The sequence below is a fragment of the Streptomyces solitudinis genome (assembly GCF_036323765.1).
GTDB lineage: Bacteria > Actinomycetota > Actinomycetes > Streptomycetales > Streptomycetaceae > Streptomyces.
Genome location: NZ_JAZDCW010000006.1, coordinates 89,841 through 106,042 on the forward strand (window position 1 = coordinate 89,841; position 16,202 = coordinate 106,042).

The window sequence follows — 16,202 nt, forward strand, 5'->3', positions numbered from 1 at the left end:
CCCGTGACCTGCGGCGGGACGCCGAAGGCCGGGCCGCGGGGGCCGTCCGGCCCCCTGGAACGGAGCCGTCCGTTCCGGCTGGCGGGGCCCAGCGGAGGCGGCGGACCCGGGGAGGCGGCGCCCGGCGCACACGCCGACGCCCGCCACGGAGCGGCAGCCGGGAGCGGCGGCGGACGTGGCGGGCGGGAAAAGCAATCGCGCCGGACCCGGCGGAGTCCGACGCGATCGACGGCGAGCGCTGGGGGGCAGCGGTTGCCGAAGACGTGCGGGGCAGTGCGGCTGAGGGGCGGCCGACGTGCCCGTTATGCGGTTGTCCTGACGTGTTTCAGTCGCTTCAGGCCTCGCTGCGCTGCTGCGGGATGCCCGCGAGCAGAGCGCGCACCTCCGCCTCGCGGTAGCGGCGGTGCCCGCCGAGCGTGCGGATCGACGTCAGCTTGCCCGCCTTTGCCCAGCGCGTGACCGTCTTGGGGTCGACGCGGAACATCGTGGCGACCTCAGCCGGGGTCAGCAGCGGCTCGGCATCAGGGGTGCGAGCGGTCATGAGCGGCCTCCTCGGGAGAACCGAACCATCACGGTTCTTTCCTCTAAATTCTGCACCTTGACCCGCGTTGCCCGATATGGCGTACGCGGGCCGAGTCGGTTATAGGACGAACGGCTTGTCCTCGGCACTACAACTACACCATCCGTCCAGCCACGTCGGCCAAACCGATGGATTTGCCCTCTCAGGCGACCAACCTCGACGGAAGCCGAAAGACCGCCCCATAACGGGCAGTCATCCCCACATGACGATCCGTCACACATGCTGACGTAGGCGGAGCCGAGCGAACAACCAGCGCAATACCGAACTGTCCGCCCGCAGCGGGACGGAAGGAGACCCTCCCGGACTCCTTGTCCTATTTTGACACGAGGAGTGGGCTTGAGGGCAAGGGGGTCTTTACGCCGTCTACGTGCCATCCGTCACGCTTGAGCCTTTAGCCCGGTTCGGGACCAAGGTCCCGGTACGGGCGGTCATGCCCCGGTCACTCTCCGGCCGCAGGCCGCACCCGCTCCCGGTCCGGCTCCCGGCTCAGCTCGCGAACTGCCGGTCCCGCACGGCCCGCCAGCGGTCCGTGAGCCGCTCGAAGACCTCGCCGGCGCGGTCGGCGTCCCCCTCCCGCAGCGCGGCGATCCCCTCGGCCGCGTCCGCCGCCGAGCGGTCCGCCGCGAGCTGTTCCCCGGCGATGGTATGGACCAGGCCGCCGTAGTCCAGCTCCACGAGGGAACGGGGGTGGAACTCCTCCAGCCAGCGCCCCACATCTACCAGGCCCTCCACGAGCGGACCCTCCTGGATCTCGTCCCGCAGCGTCCGCAGCGAGCGCGCGAGGCGGCGTCGGGCCTCCACCATGGGCGTGCGGTAGCGCAGCACGAGCCCGTCCGGTCCCTCCTGCCAGTCCCGCTCCTCGTCGGTGAAGAGGAGGAACCAGCGCACCGGAACGTGCCACAGCGCCGAGCGCAGCCACGGCCGGGCCTCCGGGTTGCGCTCCCGCCACCGCTCGTAGTCGGCCTCGGCCTGGCGGCGGACGACGTCCGGCAGCGCGGCGTCCAGCACCTGGGCGGGCAGCTCCCGCCCGGCCTCCGCGAGGGCCAGCCAGGAGCGCAGCCGGGTGCGCCAGGGGCAGACGTACACGGCACCGTCCAGCTCCGCGACGAACGCGTCGCCGCTCTCCCGCTCCGGGGCCGCGACCGGCGGCACGGGCAGCAGCCCGGCCAGCGCCCGGCGCAGCTCGTCCTGCGCCCCGGGACGGTGCTCGCGGCGGGCGTAGCGGGCCCAGTGGCCGCGTTCCGGCTCCGGGAAGGCACCCAGCGGCTCGTACACGCGCAGGTAGGACGCGTACGGGATCGTCACGGCCGGCTTGGCGCCCACGTGCGCCCTCCCTCTCCTCCGCGGCTGCCCGCGGTTCCTGTCCCGCCCGCCCCGGGCGCCCCGTTACGTGCCGGTCGTCCCCGGCGCCCCGCGGGTGCCTCCCGGTGCTCTCGGGTACCCCCGGTACCCCGATGCTGCCCCGATAGTGGCACTCCTACTGTCGGCACCCGTCAGGCCGTACCCTGCTGCACACAGGCCCTCCCCACCCGCAGGAGGGCGCCCACCGCGACTACAGGAGTCACCACCGTGACTGACGTACGTCCTTCCGCCGTCACCGTCGACGGCGGCCCCGCAGGCAGCGGGGCCCCGGCCCTGCGCACGCTGTTCCGCTCCGGCTCGGGCGGCCACGAGCAGGTCGTCTTCTGCCAGGACCCGGCCAGTGGACTGAAGGCGGTCATCGCCCTCCACTCCACCCGGCTCGGCCCCGCGCTCGGCGGTACCCGGTTCCACGCCTACGAGGACGCCGAGTTCCCGGAGGAGGCCGCCGCGCTGGACGCGCTGAACCTCGCCCGGGGCATGTCGTACAAGAACGCGCTGGCCGGTCTGGCACACGGCGGCGGCAAGGCCGTGATCATCGGTGACCCGGCGAAGGCCAAGAGCGAGGAACTGCTGCTCGCCTACGGGCGCTTCGTCGCCTCCCTCGGCGGCCGGTACGTGACGGCCTGCGACGTGGGCACCTACGTGCAGGACATGGACGTCGTCGCCCGCGAGTGCCGGTGGACGACCGGCCGCTCCCCCGAGGCCGGCGGCGCGGGCGACTCCTCGGTGCTGACGGCCTTCGGCGTCTACCAGGGCATGCGGGCCAGCGCGCTGCACCGCTGGGGCGTGCCGACGCTGCGGGGCCGCACGGTGGGCGTCGCGGGCGTCGGCAAGGTCGGGCACCACCTCGTCGAGCACCTGCTGGAGGACGGCGCCCGGGTCGTCGTCACCGACGTGCGGGAGGAGGCCGTCGCCCGGGTGCGCGCGGCCCACCCGGAGGTGACCGCCGTGGCGGACACCGACGCCCTCGTCCGCCTCCCGGGCCTGGACGTGTACGCGCCGTGCGCGCTGGGCGGCGCGCTGAACGACGAGACGGTCCCGGTGCTCACCGCATCCGTCGTCTGCGGCGCGGCCAACAACCAGCTCGCCCACCCGGGCGTGGAGAAGGACCTGGCCGACCGGGGCGTGCTGTACGCGCCCGACTACGTCGTGAACGCCGGCGGCGTCATCCAGGTCGCGGACGAGCTGCACGGCTTCGACTTCGCACGTGCGAAGGCCCAGGCGGTAAAAATCCACGACACGACACTGGAGATCTTCCGGCGCGCCGACACCGACGGGGTGCCGCCCGCCGTGGCCGCCGACCGCCTCGCGGAACAGCGCATGTCCGCAGGTACGCGGCTTCCCGGCGCGGTCGTCTGACCCGTCGCACGCCGCCCGGGGGGCGCCGGAGGGTGGCGGGGGAGATTTCCCTCACCACCCTTCGGCGGGTCTTCCGCCGTACAGAAGGTAAAATCACCGTTGACCAGCGAAGAATAGGTCACCGGGCGTGCCGGGGACCTGCCCGGTCGCGCGGACGGCGTACCGTACGGGCGCGGAAGCAGGTACCGTTAAAGTCCTAAGAGCCGGTCTCTCCGCGGAGGGCCCGCTCTCCACCATGAACGCGTGTCAAGACTCTGGGGCCGTCGAGCCCCGTCGTTGAGGGGGTCGAGCCATGGGGCGCGGCCGGGCCAAGGCCAAGCAGACGAAGGTCGCCCGCCAGCTGAAGTACAACAGCGGCGGCGGGACGGACCTATCGCGTCTGGCCGAAGAGCTGGGTGCATCGCCGGCGCAACAGCCGCCGAACGGGGAACCGTTCGAGGACGACGAGGACGACGACCCGTACGCGCGGTACGCCGAGCTGTACAACGCGGACGACGTCGACGAGGACAGCGAGGAACCGTCCCGGCAACGCCGCGCCTGAACGGCTCCTCCCGCAGCACGCGTCCTTCCGGGCGATCCGGTCCCACCGACCGGAAGCCGTCCGGCACCCGTCGCACACGCACGCAGGCACCGCAGACCCGGTCCGGGTGATCCCGGACCGGGTTTCTGTGCTGCCGTCGCGGCGCGCCCTGGGGGCGCGGCGAGGCGAGCGCGCCCGGTGGCGTCCGGCCCGTGCGGTCCCGGTAGCGGCATGTGTGCGCCGGGTCAGCCCGCGTAGTCGCCGGTGAGGGTGACGGCCTCGTCCGCCCCGCGCTCACCGCGCTCGGTGATCTCCCCCACGGTCCAGGCGTCGACCCCCCGGTCGGCCAGCGTGGCGAGCGCCGCGTCCGCGGCCTCGGGCGCGACGACGGCCACCATGCCGACGCCCATGTTCAGCGTCTTCTCCAGCTCGGCGCGGACCACGCCGCCGAGGCGGCCCACCGCGTCGAAGACGGCGCCCGGGGTCCAGGTGGAGCGGTCGACCGTGGCGTGCAGGTGGCCGGGGAGGACGCGGGCCAGGTTGCTGGCCAGTCCGCCGCCGGTCACATGTGCGAAGGCGTGCACCTCGGTGGTACGGGTGAGGGCCAGGCAGTCCAGGGAGTAGATGCGGGTCGGCTCCAGCAGTTCGGCGCCCAGGGTCCGCCCGAACTCGGGCACCTCGCGGTCCAGCGCCCACCCCGCCCGGTCGAAGAACACGTGCCGCGCCAGGGAGTACCCGTTCGAGTGCAGTCCCGAGGAGGCCATGGCGATGACGGCGTCGCCCGCCCGGACGCGCTCGGCGCCCAGCAGCCGGTCGGCCTCGACCACGCCCGTCCCGGCGCCCGCGACGTCGTACGCGTCGGGCCCGAGCAGCCCCGGGTGCTCGGCCGTCTCGCCGCCGACCAGGGCGCAGCCCGCGAGCACGCAGCCCTCGGCGATGCCCTTCACGATCGCGGAGACCCGCTCCGGCACCACTTTGCCGACGCAGATGTAGTCGGTGAGGAACAGCGGCTCGGCACCGCACACCACCAGGTCGTCGACGACCATGGCGACCAGGTCCCGACCGATGGTGTCGTGGACGTCCATCCGCTGCGCGACGGCGACCTTCGTGCCCACCCCGTCCGTGGCGGAGGCGAGCAGCGGGCGCTCGTACCGCTTGAGCGCCGAGGCGTCGAACAGACCGGCGAAGCCGCCGAGGCCGCCGAGGGACTCGGGGCGCTGCGCCCTGCCGACCCACTCCTTCATCAGCTCGACCGCGCGGTCCCCGGCCTCGATGTCCACGCCCGCCGCCTTGTAGGAGGCGGAGCCCTGGGTGTCAGTCATGTCTCTCCGTACGCGGGTGGCGCGGTGCGCGGGGTTGCGGGTGGCTGTGGGGAAGGGGGTGCGGGTGAGGGACGGCCCGGCCGCCCGGCCGCCGTGTGCGGGCGCCGGGCGCCGTGGCCGGGACGGCTCGCGGCTCAGGGGCGGCGCAGCGCGTCCGCGCCGCCGGGGCCGGTGAGCAGCGTCCGCACCCCGTCGGCGTCGACGCGGGCGGGCTCCTCGTCCCCGGCTTCCAGGAAGTGCTTGCCGAGCAGCTCGGGATCGGGCAGGTCCATCGGGTACTCGCCGTCGAAGCAGGCCCGGCACAGGTTGGGCTTGGCGATGGCCGTCGCCTCGACCATGCCGTCGAGGGAGATGTAGGAGAGCGAGTCGGCGCCCAGCGAGGTGCCGATCTCCTCCACGCTCAGCCCGTTGGCGATCAGCTCGGCGCGGGTGGCGAAGTCGATCCCGAAGAAGCACGGCCACTTGATCGGCGGCGAGGAGATCCGCACGTGCACCTCGGCGGCGCCCGCCTCGCGCAGCATCCGCACCAGGGCCCGCTGGGTGTTGCCGCGGACGATGGAGTCGTCCACGACGATCAGCCGCTTGCCGCGGATGACCTCCTTGAGCGGGTTCAGCTTGAGCCGGATGCCGAGCTGGCGGATGGTCTGCGACGGCTGGATGAACGTCCGGCCGACGTAGGAGTTCTTCACCAGGCCCGCGCCGAACGGGATGCCGCTGGCCTCGGCGTAGCCGATCGCGGCCGGGGTGCCGGACTCGGGCGTCGCTATCACCAGGTCCGCCTCGGCCGGCGCCTCGGCGGCCAGCCGGCGTCCCATCTCGACGCGGGAGAGGTAGACGTTGCGGCCCGCGATGTCGGTGTCCGGGCGGGCCAGGTACACGTACTCGAAGATGCAGCCCTTCGGCCGGGCCTCGGCGAACCGGCTGGAGCGCAGTCCGTCCTCGTCCACGGCGATCAGCTCGCCCGGCTCGATCTCCCGGATGAAGGAGGCGCCGACGATGTCCAGGGCCGCGCTCTCGCTGGCCACCACCCAGCCGCGCTCCAGGCGGCCGAGCACCAGGGGGCGGATGCCCTGCGGGTCGCGGGCGGCGTAGAGGGTGTGCTCGTCCATGAAGACGAAGGAGAAGGCGCCCCGCACCTTCGGCAGGACGCGCGGGGCGGCCTCCTCGACGGTGAGCGGCTTGCCGTCCTCGTCGGTCTGCCCGGCCAGCAGCGCGGTGACCAGGTCGGTGTCGTTGGTGGCCGCGACCTGGTTGGCCCGGCCGCCCCGGCGGACGTCCGCGAGGTCGGCGACGAGCCGGGCCAGCTCGGCGGTGTTGACGAGGTTGCCGTTGTGGCCCAGCGCGATGGAGCCGTGGCCGGTGGCCCGGAAGGTGGGCTGCGCGTTCTCCCACACGGACGCACCGGTGGTGGAGTAGCGGGCGTGCCCCACGGCGATGTGGCCGCGCAGCGAACCGAGGGACGTCTCGTCGAAGACCTGCGAGACCAGGCCCATGTCCTTGAAGACCAGGATCTGCGAGCCGTTGCTCACCGCGATGCCCGCGGACTCCTGTCCGCGGTGCTGAAGCGCGTAGAGCCCGAAGTAGGTGAGCTTGGCGACCTCTTCGCCCGGTGCCCAGACACCGAAGACGCCGCAGGCGTCCTGGGGGCCCTTCTCACCGGGAAGCAGATCGTGATTGAGTCGGCCGTCACCACGTGTCACGCCTTCGAGTCTAGACGGACGCCGGGGTTACGCCGAACCGGGGACGGCGGTGCAGCGGTCTGACCTGCGCACGCGGGTTTTCGTACGAGAGCGAAGTCACGGCGCCGTCGGCCGTTCCTCCGGCCCGTACCCGGCCCCTGCCCGGCCCGTCACCCCTCCGGCTCCCCCGCTCGGCGGCCGTCCGGACGGCGGCGGGGGCGCGGACGGGGCACGGGGACACGGGGTGGGCGCAGGGGGCGCGGAGCCCGGCGCGGGGATCAGGACAGCACCGGCAGGTGCGAGCCCAGGTCGGCGCGGGGCCCACTGGCGGTGACGGCGTGCGTCTCCAGCGCGTCGGCCCACTCCAGCCGTCCGGCGGCCAGCCGCAGCCAGGTCAGCGGGTCCGTCTCGACGACGTTCGGCGGGGTGCCGCGCACGTGGCGGGGCCCTTCGACGCACTGCACGACGGCGAACGGCGGCACCCGGACCTCCACCGAGCCGCCCGGGGCCTTCGCCGCGAGCGCGTCGGCGAGCACCCGCACCGTCGTGGCGAGCGCGTACCGGTCCAGGGAGACGGCGGTGCCCAGCGCCCGGGTGAGGTCGTCGGTGTGCACGACCAGCTCGACCAGGCGGGTCACCGCGAAGTCCAGCGCCCGCATCGCGCCGAACCGGTGCGGCAGGAGCACGTCCTCGCGGACGGCCATCTCCAGGACGGGTTCCAGCTCCTCGGCGGCGGCGTCGATCGCGGCGGCCGCCCCCGCCTCCCCCGCCGCCCGTGCGGCGTCCTCGCGGGTGCGGGCGTCCAGCAGCTCCGCGTAGCCGCCCGTGCGCAGCGCCCAGGTGGTGAGGTCGGTCTGCGCCCTGGCGGCCGTGGGGGCGGGTTCGGCCAGCAGCCGGGGCACGGCGTCGATCTGCCCGGCGACGTGCACGAGGAGGTGGTGCACGTCCCAGCCGGGCAGGGCGGTGGGCCGGGCGAGCTGCTCGGGCGTGCAGCGGTGCGCGGCCGTGCGGACCGTTTCGGCCTGGGCGGCGAGCGCGTTGCGCACCCGGTTCGGATCGTAGGCGCGGGTCTTGCGGCGGACTGCGGACGGCATGGCCCGAGGGTAACGGCCAGGGCGGGCGCGGGCCCGTGGCGTCGTAGGCACGGCGCGGGGCGTGTGCCAGGATTCCGGGCATGGCAGCAATAGCGGACCGCTACCTCGCCGATGACGAGGAGCTGGTGCACGTCACCCGGCAGCACTGGACGGAGATGGTCGGCGAGTTCCTGCTGCTGTGCCTGGTGTGGGCGGGCGCGGGTCTGCTGCTGCTGGCCGTGCCCGCGGACGCGCAGTGGCGGGCCACCGGCGTCTGGGTGGTGCTGGGCGCGGCGCTGCTGGCCACGGTGCGGCTGTGGCTCGTCCCGCTGCTGCGCTGGCGGTTCACCGTCTACATCCTGACCACCAAGCGCGTCTACAAGCGGTCCGGCTTCCTGACGAAGCGCGGCCGCAGCATTCCGCTGGTACGGGTGAACGACGTGTCGTTCAAGGCGAACCTGTGGCAGCGGGTGATGGGGTACGGGAACCTGACGATCCAGTCGGCGTCCGAGCAGGGCGTGATGATGCTGCGCCACGTGCCGGACCCGGAGGCGTTCAAGGCGCTGATCTACCAGCAGGTGGACGAGGAGCAGCGCACGGGGCAGGAAGGCCCGGTGTGACCGGCGGCGCGTGACGCCCCGGGCCGCCGCTCCGGTCCGGAAGGGCTCGCGGGCCCGCAGCCCGGAGGGCTCGTCCGGTCCCGGAGGGATCGGGGCCCGCCCGGGGGCCGGGCTGCCGGGGGCCGGCCCGCCGCGTGGGCGGGCCGGCCGGCCGGCTCAGCCGAAGAGGGCCGGGAGGGTGGCCTCGTGGGTCTCGCGGAGTTCGGCGAGCGGGATGGAGAACTGGCCCTGGAGCTCGACGGCGTCCCCGTCCACCACGCCGATGCGGGTGGCGGGCAGGCCCCGGGCGCCGCACATGTCGGTGAACCGCAGCTCCTCGCTGCGCGGCACCGACACGACCGCGCGGCCCGCGGACTCCGAGAACAGGAACACGAACGGGTCCGTGCCGTCGGGTGTGACGATCCGGGCGCCGTTGCCGCCGCGCAGGCAGGACTCGGCGAGCGCCTGGATCAGGCCGCCGTCGCTCAGGTCGTGCGCGGCGTCCACCATGCCGTCGCGCGAGGCGGCGATGAGGACGTCCGCGAGCAGCCGCTCCCGCTCCAGGTCCACGGCGGGCGGCAGGCCGCCCAGGTGGTCGTGGACGGTCTGCGCCCAGGCGGAGCCGCCCAGTTCCTCGCGGGTGTCCCCGAGGAGGTACAGGAGCTGGCCCTGTTCGGCGAAGGCCATCGGGGTGCGGCGGGTGACGTCGTCGATCACGCCGAGCACGCCGACCACGGGGGTGGGGTGGATGGCGGTGTCACCGGTCTGGTTGTACAGCGAGACGTTGCCGCCGGTGACGGGGGTGCCGAGCACCTGGCAGGCGTCGGCCAGACCGCGGGCGGCCTCGGCGAACTGCCACATGGCGGCCGGGTCCTCCGGCGAGCCGAAGTTGAGGCAGTCGGTGACGGCCAGCGGGCGGGCGCCGGTGGCGGCGACGTTGCGGTAGGACTCGGCCAGCGCGAGCTGCGCGCCCGTGTACGGGTCGAGCTTGGCGTACCGGCCGTTGCCGTCGGTGGCGACGGCGACGCCGAGGTTGGTCCCCTCGTCCACCCGGATCATGCCGCCGTCCTCGGGCTGGGCCAGGACGGTGTTGCCGAGCACGTAGCGGTCGTACTGGTCGGTGATCCAGTTCTTGGCGGCCTGGTTCGGGGAGCCGACCAGGCGCAGGACCTGGGCGCGCAGCGCGTCGCCGCCCTCGGGGCGGGGCAGCTTCGCGGCGTCGTCGGCCTGGAGCGCGTCCTGCCACGCCGGGCGCGCGTAGGGGCGCTCGTAGACGGGGCCCTCGTGGGCGACGGTGCGCGGCGGCACGTCCACGATCTGCTCGCCGTGCCAGAAGATCTCCAGCCGGTCGCCGTCGGTGACCTCGCCGATGACGGTGGCGATGACGTCCCACTTCTCGCAGAGGGCGAGGAAGCGGTCCACCTTGTCCGGCTCGACGACCGCGCACATGCGCTCCTGCGACTCGCTCATGAGGATCTCCTCGGGCGAGAGCGAGGCGTCGCGCAGCGGGACGGTGTCCAGTTCGACGCGCATGCCGCCGGAGCCGGCGCTGGCCAGCTCGCTGGTGGCGCAGGACAGGCCCGCGCCGCCGAGGTCCTGGATGCCCGCGACGAGCTTCTCGCGGAAGATCTCCAGGGTGCACTCGATGAGCAGCTTCTCCTGGAAGGGGTCGCCCACCTGGACGGCGGGCCGCTTGGCGGGGCCCTCCGCGTCGAAGGTCTCCGAGGCGAGCACGGAGACGCCGCCGATGCCGTCGCCGCCGGTGCGGGCGCCGTAGAGGATGACCTTGTTGCCGGTGCCGGACGCCTTGGCCAGGTGGATGTCCTCGTGCTTCATGACGCCCACGCACAGCGCGTTGACCAGCGGGTTGCCCTGGTAGCAGGAGTCGAAGACGACCTCGCCGCCGATGTTGGGCAGGCCCAGGCAGTTCCCGTAGCCGCCGATGCCGGCGACGACGCCGGGCAGCACGCGCCGGGTGTCGGGGTGGTCGGCGGCGCCGAAGCGCAGCGGGTCCATGACGGCGACCGGGCGGGCGCCCATGGCCAGGATGTCCCGCACGATGCCGCCGATGCCGGTGGCGGCACCCTGGTAGGGCTCGATGTAGGACGGGTGGTTGTGCGACTCGACCTTGAAGGTCACGGCGTAGCCCTGGCCGACGTCCACGACGCCCGCGTTCTCGCCGATGCCGACGAGGAGGGCGTCGCTGGGCGGGGCCTTCTCGCCGAACTGCCGCAGGTGCACCTTGCTGGACTTGTACGAGCAGTGCTCGGACCACATCACCGAGTACATAGCCAGCTCGGCGCCGGTGGGGCGGCGGCCGAGGATCTCCCGGATGCGGGCGTACTCGTCCTCCTTCAGCCCCAGTTCGGCCCAGGGCTGCGCGGCGTCCGGCGTGCCGGCGGCGTTCTTGACGGTGTCGAGCTGCTTCGCGGTCATCGGGCGTCCACCAGGGTCTTGAGCGCCGAGGTGAAGAAGCCGAGCCCGTCGGTGGTGGGTCCGGTCAGGGCCTCGACGGCGTGCTCGGGGTGCGGCATGAGGCCGACCACGTTCCCGGCCTCGTTCGTGATGCCGGCGATGTCGCGCCGGGAGCCGTTGGGGTTGCCGCCGACGTAGCGGAAGACGACGCGGCCCTCGGCCTCCAGCTCGTCCAGGGTGCGCTCGTCGGCGACGTAGCCGCCCTCGCCGTTCTTGAGCGGGACGGTGATCTCCTGGCCGGCGGTGTAGTCGCGGGTCCAGGCGGTGCCGTCGTTCTCCACCCGCAGCCGCTGGTCGCGGCAGACGAAGTGCAGGTGGTCGTTGCGGGTCAGGGCGCCGGGCAGCAGGTGGGACTCGCACAGCACCTGGAAGCCGTTGCAGATGCCGAGGACGGGCAGGCCCGCCCTGGCCTGCGCGACGACGGACTCCATGACCGGGGAGAACCGGGCGATGGCGCCGCAGCGCAGGTAGTCGCCGTAGGAGAAGCCGCCGGGCAGGACCACGGCGTCCACCTGGTGCAGGCTGGTGTCGCGGTGCCACAGCTCGACGGGCTCGCCGCCCGCGAGGCGCACCGCGCGCCGGGCGTCCACGTCGTCGAGAGAGCCGGGGAAGGTGACGACCCCGATCCGGGCGCTCATACGGCGGGCTCCTCGACGCGGACGGTGAAGTCCTCGATCACGGTGTTGGCGAGGAACGTCTCGGCCATCTCGCGGATGCGGGCGAGGGCGGCGTCGTCGACGGGGCCCTCCACATCCAGCTCGAAGCGCTTGCCCTGGCGGACGTCCGCGATGCCCGTGAAGCCGAGGCGGGGCAGCGCACGCTGCACGGCCTGTCCCTGGGGGTCGAGGATCTCCGGCTTGAGCATGACGTCGACTACGACGCGAGCCACAGGTACTCCAGGTGGTGTTGGTGCTTGGCTGCCCGGTGCCGCGTCCGCCGGGGGCGGCGATGCCCGCTCGGTGTCCTGCGCGGCTGACAGCTTCAGCGTACCGGGCGGGAGAATCTACGCGGGTAGATATCCCGGGGCGCGCATCACATTCGTATCTCGGAGGCCAAAAACCCTGCACGAAACGACCTGGAAAACGTAGGGTCCGATTCGGTGTGACACGCGGGCGCAATTTAGCGGGCTTCACAATGCAATGATGACCGCTGTAGAAAGGGAACGGCGGCGCCGTACTCGTCCCGCATCCGGCGGCCGTCGGCGTCGTCGCACGTCAGCGCGGTGGTCACTACCCGTGCGGGCCGGTGACCCTCCCGAAAGGACCGATATCCGTGGCACAGCGCGTTGTGGTCTCACTCTCCGACGACCTGGAAGGCGGGGAAGCCGCAGAGACGGTCGCGTTCGGACTCGACGGGAAGACGTACGAGATCGATCTCAGCACGGCGAACGCCAGGAAACTGCGCGTGGCGCTCGCCCCCTATGTCCGCGCGGGCCGCAAGCGCTCGACGTCGGGCCGCACGTACCACCACACCGCCGTCGCGCCCGACCCGCAGACCGTCCGCGCCTGGGCGCAGTCCAACGGCTACGAGGTCCCCGCGCGCGGACGCATCCCGAAGCGGGTCTACGAGGCGTTCGCCGAGGCGGGCTGAGGCGGTCCTGCCGGGACGGCCGCCGGACCGCCGGCTTGAGGCGGCTGCCCGGCGGCCGTCCCGGCAGGCGGCGGACGGCGGCCGGACGGCGGCGACTTGCACGGGCCCGGGGGTGATCGGCTAGAGTCTGGAGCACGCCGCGAGGGCGGGCCGGGAACGGCCCGGAATCGCAGGTCACGCGGGTGTAGCTCAGTAGTAGAGCGCCCTCTTTCCAAGAGGGAGGCGCAGTGTGCAATCCCTGTCACCCGCTCCGCGTACTCTTCCGGTCTCCGCGATCGGGTAGAGTGGCTGAAGCGCCGCCCGGTGAGAGCCGGGTGGATGCCTGCGGACGTAGCTCAGTTGGTAGAGCGCAACCTTGCCAAGGTTGAGGTCGCGAGTTCGAGCCTCGTCGTCCGCTCAGAGAGAAGGACCCCGGTCACTGCCGGGGTCCTTCTGCTGTTTCCGCGCCATGACGCCGGGCCCCGGCCCCGGACGCCGTCTGACATATGTCATCGGCACCCGTGACAGCCCGCACTGCCCGCCGCCCCGCGGTGGCGGGAGGCTTGGGGCATGCGAACTTCCCCAGAGCAGGCGATCGAGGTGAACGGGCTGTGGCGGCGCTACGGCCCCAAGGGCGAGGGCGGCTTCGACGCCGTGCGCGGGCTGGACTTCTCCGTCGCCCGCGGTGAACTGTTCGCCCTGCTGGGCACGAACGGCGCGGGCAAGACGTCCACCGTCGAGCTCCTGGAGGGGCTGGACCGCCCCAGCCGGGGCACCGTACGGGTGCTCGGGCACGACCCGGTCACCCGGCGCTCCGTGGTGCGGCCGCGCATCGGGATCATGCTCCAGGAGGGCGGCTTCCCCTCCGACCTGACCGTCGCCGAGACGGTGCGGATGTGGGAGGGCGTCACGAGCAACCCCCGGCCCGGGGGCGAGGCGCTGGAACTCGTGGGCCTGAGCAGTCGCGTCCCGGTGCGGATCAAGCAGCTCTCCGGCGGCGAGAAGCGCCGCCTCGACCTGGCCCTCGCCCTGCTGGGCAGGCCCGAGGTGCTGTTCCTGGACGAGCCGACCACCGGCATGGACGCCGAGGGCCGCCGGGACACCTGGCGGATCGTGCGGGACCTGCACGAGATGGGCACCACCGTGCTGCTGACCACGCACTACCTGGAGGAGGCCGAGGAGCTGGCCGACCGCCTGGCGATCATGCGGGAGGGCCGGATCGTCGTGTCCGGGACCCCGCAGGAGGTGACGGCGGCCCGGCCGTCGCGCATCCGCTTCACCCTCCCCGACGACGTGGCCCCGGCGCGGCTGCCGCTGTCGGTGCACGCCGCCGTCACGGGACGCCGCGTGGAGGTCCGCACCGGACGGATGCAGGAGACGCTGACCGAACTGCTGCTGTGGGCGCGGTCGGAGGGCGTGGAGCTGACGGAGCTGGACGCCCGGTCGGCGTCGCTGGAAGAAGCGTTCCTGGACATCGCCAGGGGCGGGGAGCAGGCGGAAGCACAGGAGGCGGCAGCATGAGCACGGTGGTCCTGGGACGGATGCGGGCGCTGGGACGGGCGGAGCTGACGCTGCTGCTGCGCAACCGCACGGCGGTCTTCACCGCGCTGCTGATGCCGCTCGGCTTCGTCTTCCTCATGCGGACGTCCGTCAGCGGCGAGACGCTGGACGGCACCGGGCTGAGCCCGGCCGGTGTCGCCATGACCGGCGGCATGGGGATCGTGCTGGTCCTCGTCGTCTACGCCAACCTCGTCTCGGCCTACGTGGCCCGGCGCGAGGAGCTGGTGCTCAAGCGGCTGCGCACCGGCGAGCCCTCGGACACGGAGATACTCGGCGGCACCGCGCTGCCGTCCGTGGCGATCGGCCTGGTCCAGTGCGCGCTGCTGGTGGCCGCCGGGGTGGGCGTGATGGACCTGGGCGTTCCCGAGCGTGTGGACCTGCTGCTCGCCGGGCTGCTGCTCGGCTCGGTGATGCTCACGGCGCTGGCCGCCGCCACCTCCGCCGTCACCCGCACCGCCGAGAGCGCCCAGCTGACCGTCATGCCGCTGATGATGGTGTCCTTCTTCGCCTCGGGGCTGTTCATCCCGCTGGAGGTCTTCCCCGACGCCCTCGCCAACGTGTGCCGGCTGCTGCCCGTCACCCCCGTGACGGAGCTGGTCCGCTACGGCTGGCTCGGCGGCGCCGACGCCCTCGACGCGCTCCGGGCGCTGGGGCTCGCGTTGGTGTGGACGGTGCTCGCGGTGTTTGCTGTACGCCGGTGGTTCCGCTGGGAGCCGCGCCGCTGAGGACGCACGGGCCCCGGCGCGCGGGGGCGGCCCGCCCGGAACAGGAGGAGCACAGGTGTCGTCCCGCAGGATGACGGCGTGGTGGAGCCGGCGCAGTGATCCGGCCAAGGTGGAGCTGTACACCCGGTGGACGTTCCACTTCTTCGCCGGGTGCGAGGTGCTCGCCCTCGCGCCGCAGGCGCAGCGCGTGGAGCTGGCCCCCTGGGCCGCCGCCGGGCTGGCCACGCTCGTCCTCACCCACGCCGTCCTCATCGCGGTGGCCACCGGGCGTGCCCTGGACTGGTCGCTGGGCCGGGGCGGCCGTCCGACCGGGTTGTTCGCCGTGCAGGGCGGGGTGGCCCTCGCCGTCGTGCTGGCCACCGCGGTCCTGTTCGGCTCGGGCCGGACACCGGAGTTCCCCCTCGTGCTGACGCTGGTGGGCGGGGTGCTGGCGGCGGCGATGATGCCGCTCACCGTCCGGCTGCGCCGCGTCCCGCACCTGCTGGGCCTGGTCGCCGGTGCGACGCTGCTGGCGACCGGTGCCGTGCTGGCCGCGGGCGGGGCGGAGCGGCACGCGGTCGCGGTGGCGTTCACGACGCTCTGGCTGTGCGGGCTGATGGCGTTCACCGTGCGGTTCTCGGCCTGGCTGCTGGGCGCGATGCTGGAGCTGGACGCCGCCCGCCAGACGCAGGCCCGGCTGGCCGTCGCCGAGGAGCGGCTGCGCTTCGGGCGGGACCTGCACGACGTGCTGGGCCGCAACCTGGCGGTCATCGCGCTCAAGAGCGAGCTGGCGGTCCAGCTCGCGCAGCGCGGCGCGGACGCGGCGGTGGAGCAGATGGCCGAGGTGCAGCGCATCGCGCGGGAGTCGCAGCGCGAGATGCGCGAGGTGGTGCGCGGCTACCGCGAGGCCGGGCTGGACGCGGAGCTGGCCGGGGCCCGGGGGGTGCTGGAGGCGGCGGGCGTCGACTGCCGGATCGAGGCGGACGGGACGCGTGAGCTGTCGCCGGGGGTGCAGTCGGCGCTGGCCTGGGTGGTGCGGGAGGGCACCACGAACGTGCTGCGCCACGCGGACGCCGGGAACTGCACCATCACGTTGCGGACCGGACGGCTGGCGGTGCTGACGATGGAGAACGACGGGCTCCCGGACGCCCCCCGGAACGCTGTGGCGGGGACGGGGACGGGGCTGCGCGGACTGCGGGAGCGGCTGGCGCCGCTGGGCGGCACCCTGTCCGCCGGACACAGTGGCACCGGCCGGTTCCGCCTGCTGGCCGAACTGCCCGTGGACGGGGACGGCTGACGCGTCCGGCTCCGCCGCCGCTGTCCGGACGCGCACCGCCGCGCACGCGGGAGCCCGGCGGGCGGGCCCTGGGGCCGCCGCGCACGCACGAGAGCGGCGGGCC

15 protein-coding genes and 2 tRNA genes are annotated in these 16,202 nt (G+C 73.5%); 9 read left to right on the plus strand and 8 right to left on the minus strand.

Annotated elements, in window-relative coordinates; all coding sequences use genetic code 11:
* Positions 1–334: 334 nt before the first annotated feature.
* Both bldC and V1J52_RS16945 read right to left on the minus strand, forming a co-directional pair.
* Positions 335–541 carry a developmental transcriptional regulator BldC gene (bldC, locus tag V1J52_RS16940; RefSeq protein WP_003949541.1) on the minus strand — a complete coding sequence of 69 codons (207 nt, stop codon included), beginning with the start codon at positions 539–541 and terminating at the stop codon, positions 335–337.
* 525 nt (positions 542–1,066) lie between these two features.
* A complete protein-coding gene (locus V1J52_RS16945; RefSeq protein WP_330140678.1) occupies positions 1,067–1,903 on the minus strand; it encodes a DUF8083 family protein in 837 nt (278 codons plus the stop codon).
* A gap of 246 nt (positions 1,904–2,149) precedes the next feature.
* On the opposite strand from V1J52_RS16945, the gene V1J52_RS16950 reads away from it, so the two are divergent.
* Entirely contained in the window at positions 2,150–3,301 is a 1,152-nt protein-coding gene (locus V1J52_RS16950) for a Leu/Phe/Val dehydrogenase (protein WP_330140679.1), read from the plus strand.
* A gap of 292 nt (positions 3,302–3,593) precedes the next feature.
* Positions 3,594–3,842 (plus strand): DUF3073 domain-containing protein, encoded by a 249-nt coding sequence (locus V1J52_RS16955; protein ID WP_330140680.1) that lies wholly within the window; start codon positions 3,594–3,596, stop codon positions 3,840–3,842.
* Positions 3,843–4,066: 224 nt separating this feature from the next.
* Here the strand turns inward: V1J52_RS16955 and purM are convergent, their stop codons facing one another.
* The 3 genes from purM to V1J52_RS16970 all read right to left on the minus strand — a co-directional run bounded on the left by purM (position 4,067) and on the right by V1J52_RS16970 (position 7,916).
* Positions 4,067–5,143 (minus strand): phosphoribosylformylglycinamidine cyclo-ligase, encoded by a 1,077-nt coding sequence (gene purM / locus V1J52_RS16960; protein WP_330140681.1) that lies wholly within the window; start codon positions 5,141–5,143, stop codon positions 4,067–4,069.
* 134 nt (positions 5,144–5,277) lie between these two features.
* Positions 5,278–6,843 carry an amidophosphoribosyltransferase gene (gene purF / locus V1J52_RS16965; RefSeq protein WP_330140682.1) on the minus strand — a complete coding sequence of 522 codons (1,566 nt, stop codon included), beginning with the start codon at positions 6,841–6,843 and terminating at the stop codon, positions 5,278–5,280.
* A 257-nt stretch (positions 6,844–7,100) separates the two neighbouring features.
* Positions 7,101–7,916: a maleylpyruvate isomerase family mycothiol-dependent enzyme gene (locus V1J52_RS16970; protein ID WP_330140683.1), complete on the minus strand. Its 816-nt coding sequence runs from the start codon at positions 7,914–7,916 to the stop codon at positions 7,101–7,103.
* A gap of 80 nt (positions 7,917–7,996) precedes the next feature.
* Here V1J52_RS16970 and V1J52_RS16975 point away from each other — a divergent pair, with 80 nt between their 5' ends.
* A complete protein-coding gene (locus tag V1J52_RS16975; RefSeq protein WP_330140684.1) occupies positions 7,997–8,515 on the plus strand; it encodes a PH domain-containing protein in 519 nt (172 codons plus the stop codon).
* Between the two features lie 156 nt (positions 8,516–8,671).
* Here the strand turns inward: V1J52_RS16975 and purL are convergent, their stop codons facing one another.
* Genes purL through purS form a run of 3 tightly spaced genes read right to left on the minus strand, consistent with a single transcriptional unit; the run spans position 8,672 to position 11,858 of the window.
* Entirely contained in the window at positions 8,672–10,930 is a 2,259-nt protein-coding gene (gene purL, locus V1J52_RS16980; RefSeq protein WP_330140685.1) for a phosphoribosylformylglycinamidine synthase subunit PurL, read from the minus strand.
* A complete protein-coding gene (gene purQ / locus V1J52_RS16985; RefSeq protein ID WP_330140686.1) occupies positions 10,927–11,607 on the minus strand; it encodes a phosphoribosylformylglycinamidine synthase subunit PurQ in 681 nt (226 codons plus the stop codon). Before purQ ends, purL begins: the two co-directional genes overlap by 4 nt.
* Entirely contained in the window at positions 11,604–11,858 is a 255-nt protein-coding gene (gene purS / locus V1J52_RS16990; RefSeq protein ID WP_330140687.1) for a phosphoribosylformylglycinamidine synthase subunit PurS, read from the minus strand. The genes purQ and purS overlap by 4 nt, the downstream gene beginning before the upstream one ends.
* A gap of 383 nt (positions 11,859–12,241) precedes the next feature.
* On the opposite strand from purS, the gene V1J52_RS16995 reads away from it, so the two are divergent.
* From V1J52_RS16995 to V1J52_RS17020, 6 genes are all read left to right on the plus strand, one after another.
* The gene (locus V1J52_RS16995) at positions 12,242–12,559 is read left to right on the plus strand and encodes a histone-like nucleoid-structuring protein Lsr2 (protein ID WP_330140688.1); all 318 of its coding nucleotides are present in this window, start codon (positions 12,242–12,244) and stop codon (positions 12,557–12,559) included.
* A gap of 178 nt (positions 12,560–12,737) precedes the next feature.
* A tRNA-Gly gene (locus V1J52_RS17000) sits at positions 12,738–12,809 on the plus strand.
* Between the two features lie 74 nt (positions 12,810–12,883).
* Positions 12,884–12,956, plus strand: a tRNA-Gly gene (locus tag V1J52_RS17005).
* Positions 12,957–13,108: 152 nt separating this feature from the next.
* Positions 13,109–14,059: an ABC transporter ATP-binding protein gene (locus tag V1J52_RS17010; RefSeq protein WP_330140689.1), complete on the plus strand. Its 951-nt coding sequence runs from the start codon at positions 13,109–13,111 to the stop codon at positions 14,057–14,059.
* The gene (locus V1J52_RS17015) at positions 14,056–14,823 is read left to right on the plus strand and encodes an ABC transporter permease (protein ID WP_330140690.1); all 768 of its coding nucleotides are present in this window, start codon (positions 14,056–14,058) and stop codon (positions 14,821–14,823) included. Before V1J52_RS17010 ends, V1J52_RS17015 begins: the two co-directional genes overlap by 4 nt.
* A 55-nt stretch (positions 14,824–14,878) precedes the next feature.
* Positions 14,879–16,099 carry a sensor histidine kinase gene (locus V1J52_RS17020; protein ID WP_330140691.1) on the plus strand — a complete coding sequence of 407 codons (1,221 nt, stop codon included), beginning with the start codon at positions 14,879–14,881 and terminating at the stop codon, positions 16,097–16,099.
* Positions 16,100–16,202 lie beyond the last annotated feature (103 nt).

Coding starts and splice junctions, on each gene's coding strand:
- bldC (WP_003949541.1), bottom strand. CDS start 541: ATGACCGCTCGCACCCCTGATGCCGAGCCGCTGCTGACCCCGGCTGAG.
- V1J52_RS16955 (WP_330140680.1), top strand. CDS start 3,594: ATGGGGCGCGGCCGGGCCAAGGCCAAGCAGACGAAGGTCGCCCGCCAG.
- purM (WP_330140681.1), bottom strand. CDS start 5,143: ATGACTGACACCCAGGGCTCCGCCTCCTACAAGGCGGCGGGCGTGGAC.
- V1J52_RS16970 (WP_330140683.1), bottom strand. CDS start 7,916: ATGCCGTCCGCAGTCCGCCGCAAGACCCGCGCCTACGATCCGAACCGG.
- V1J52_RS16975 (WP_330140684.1), top strand. CDS start 7,997: ATGGCAGCAATAGCGGACCGCTACCTCGCCGATGACGAGGAGCTGGTG.
- purL (WP_330140685.1), bottom strand. CDS start 10,930: ATGACCGCGAAGCAGCTCGACACCGTCAAGAACGCCGCCGGCACGCCG.
- purQ (WP_330140686.1), bottom strand. CDS start 11,607: ATGAGCGCCCGGATCGGGGTCGTCACCTTCCCCGGCTCTCTCGACGAC.
- V1J52_RS17010 (WP_330140689.1), top strand. CDS start 13,109: ATGCGAACTTCCCCAGAGCAGGCGATCGAGGTGAACGGGCTGTGGCGG.
- V1J52_RS17015 (WP_330140690.1), top strand. CDS start 14,056: ATGAGCACGGTGGTCCTGGGACGGATGCGGGCGCTGGGACGGGCGGAG.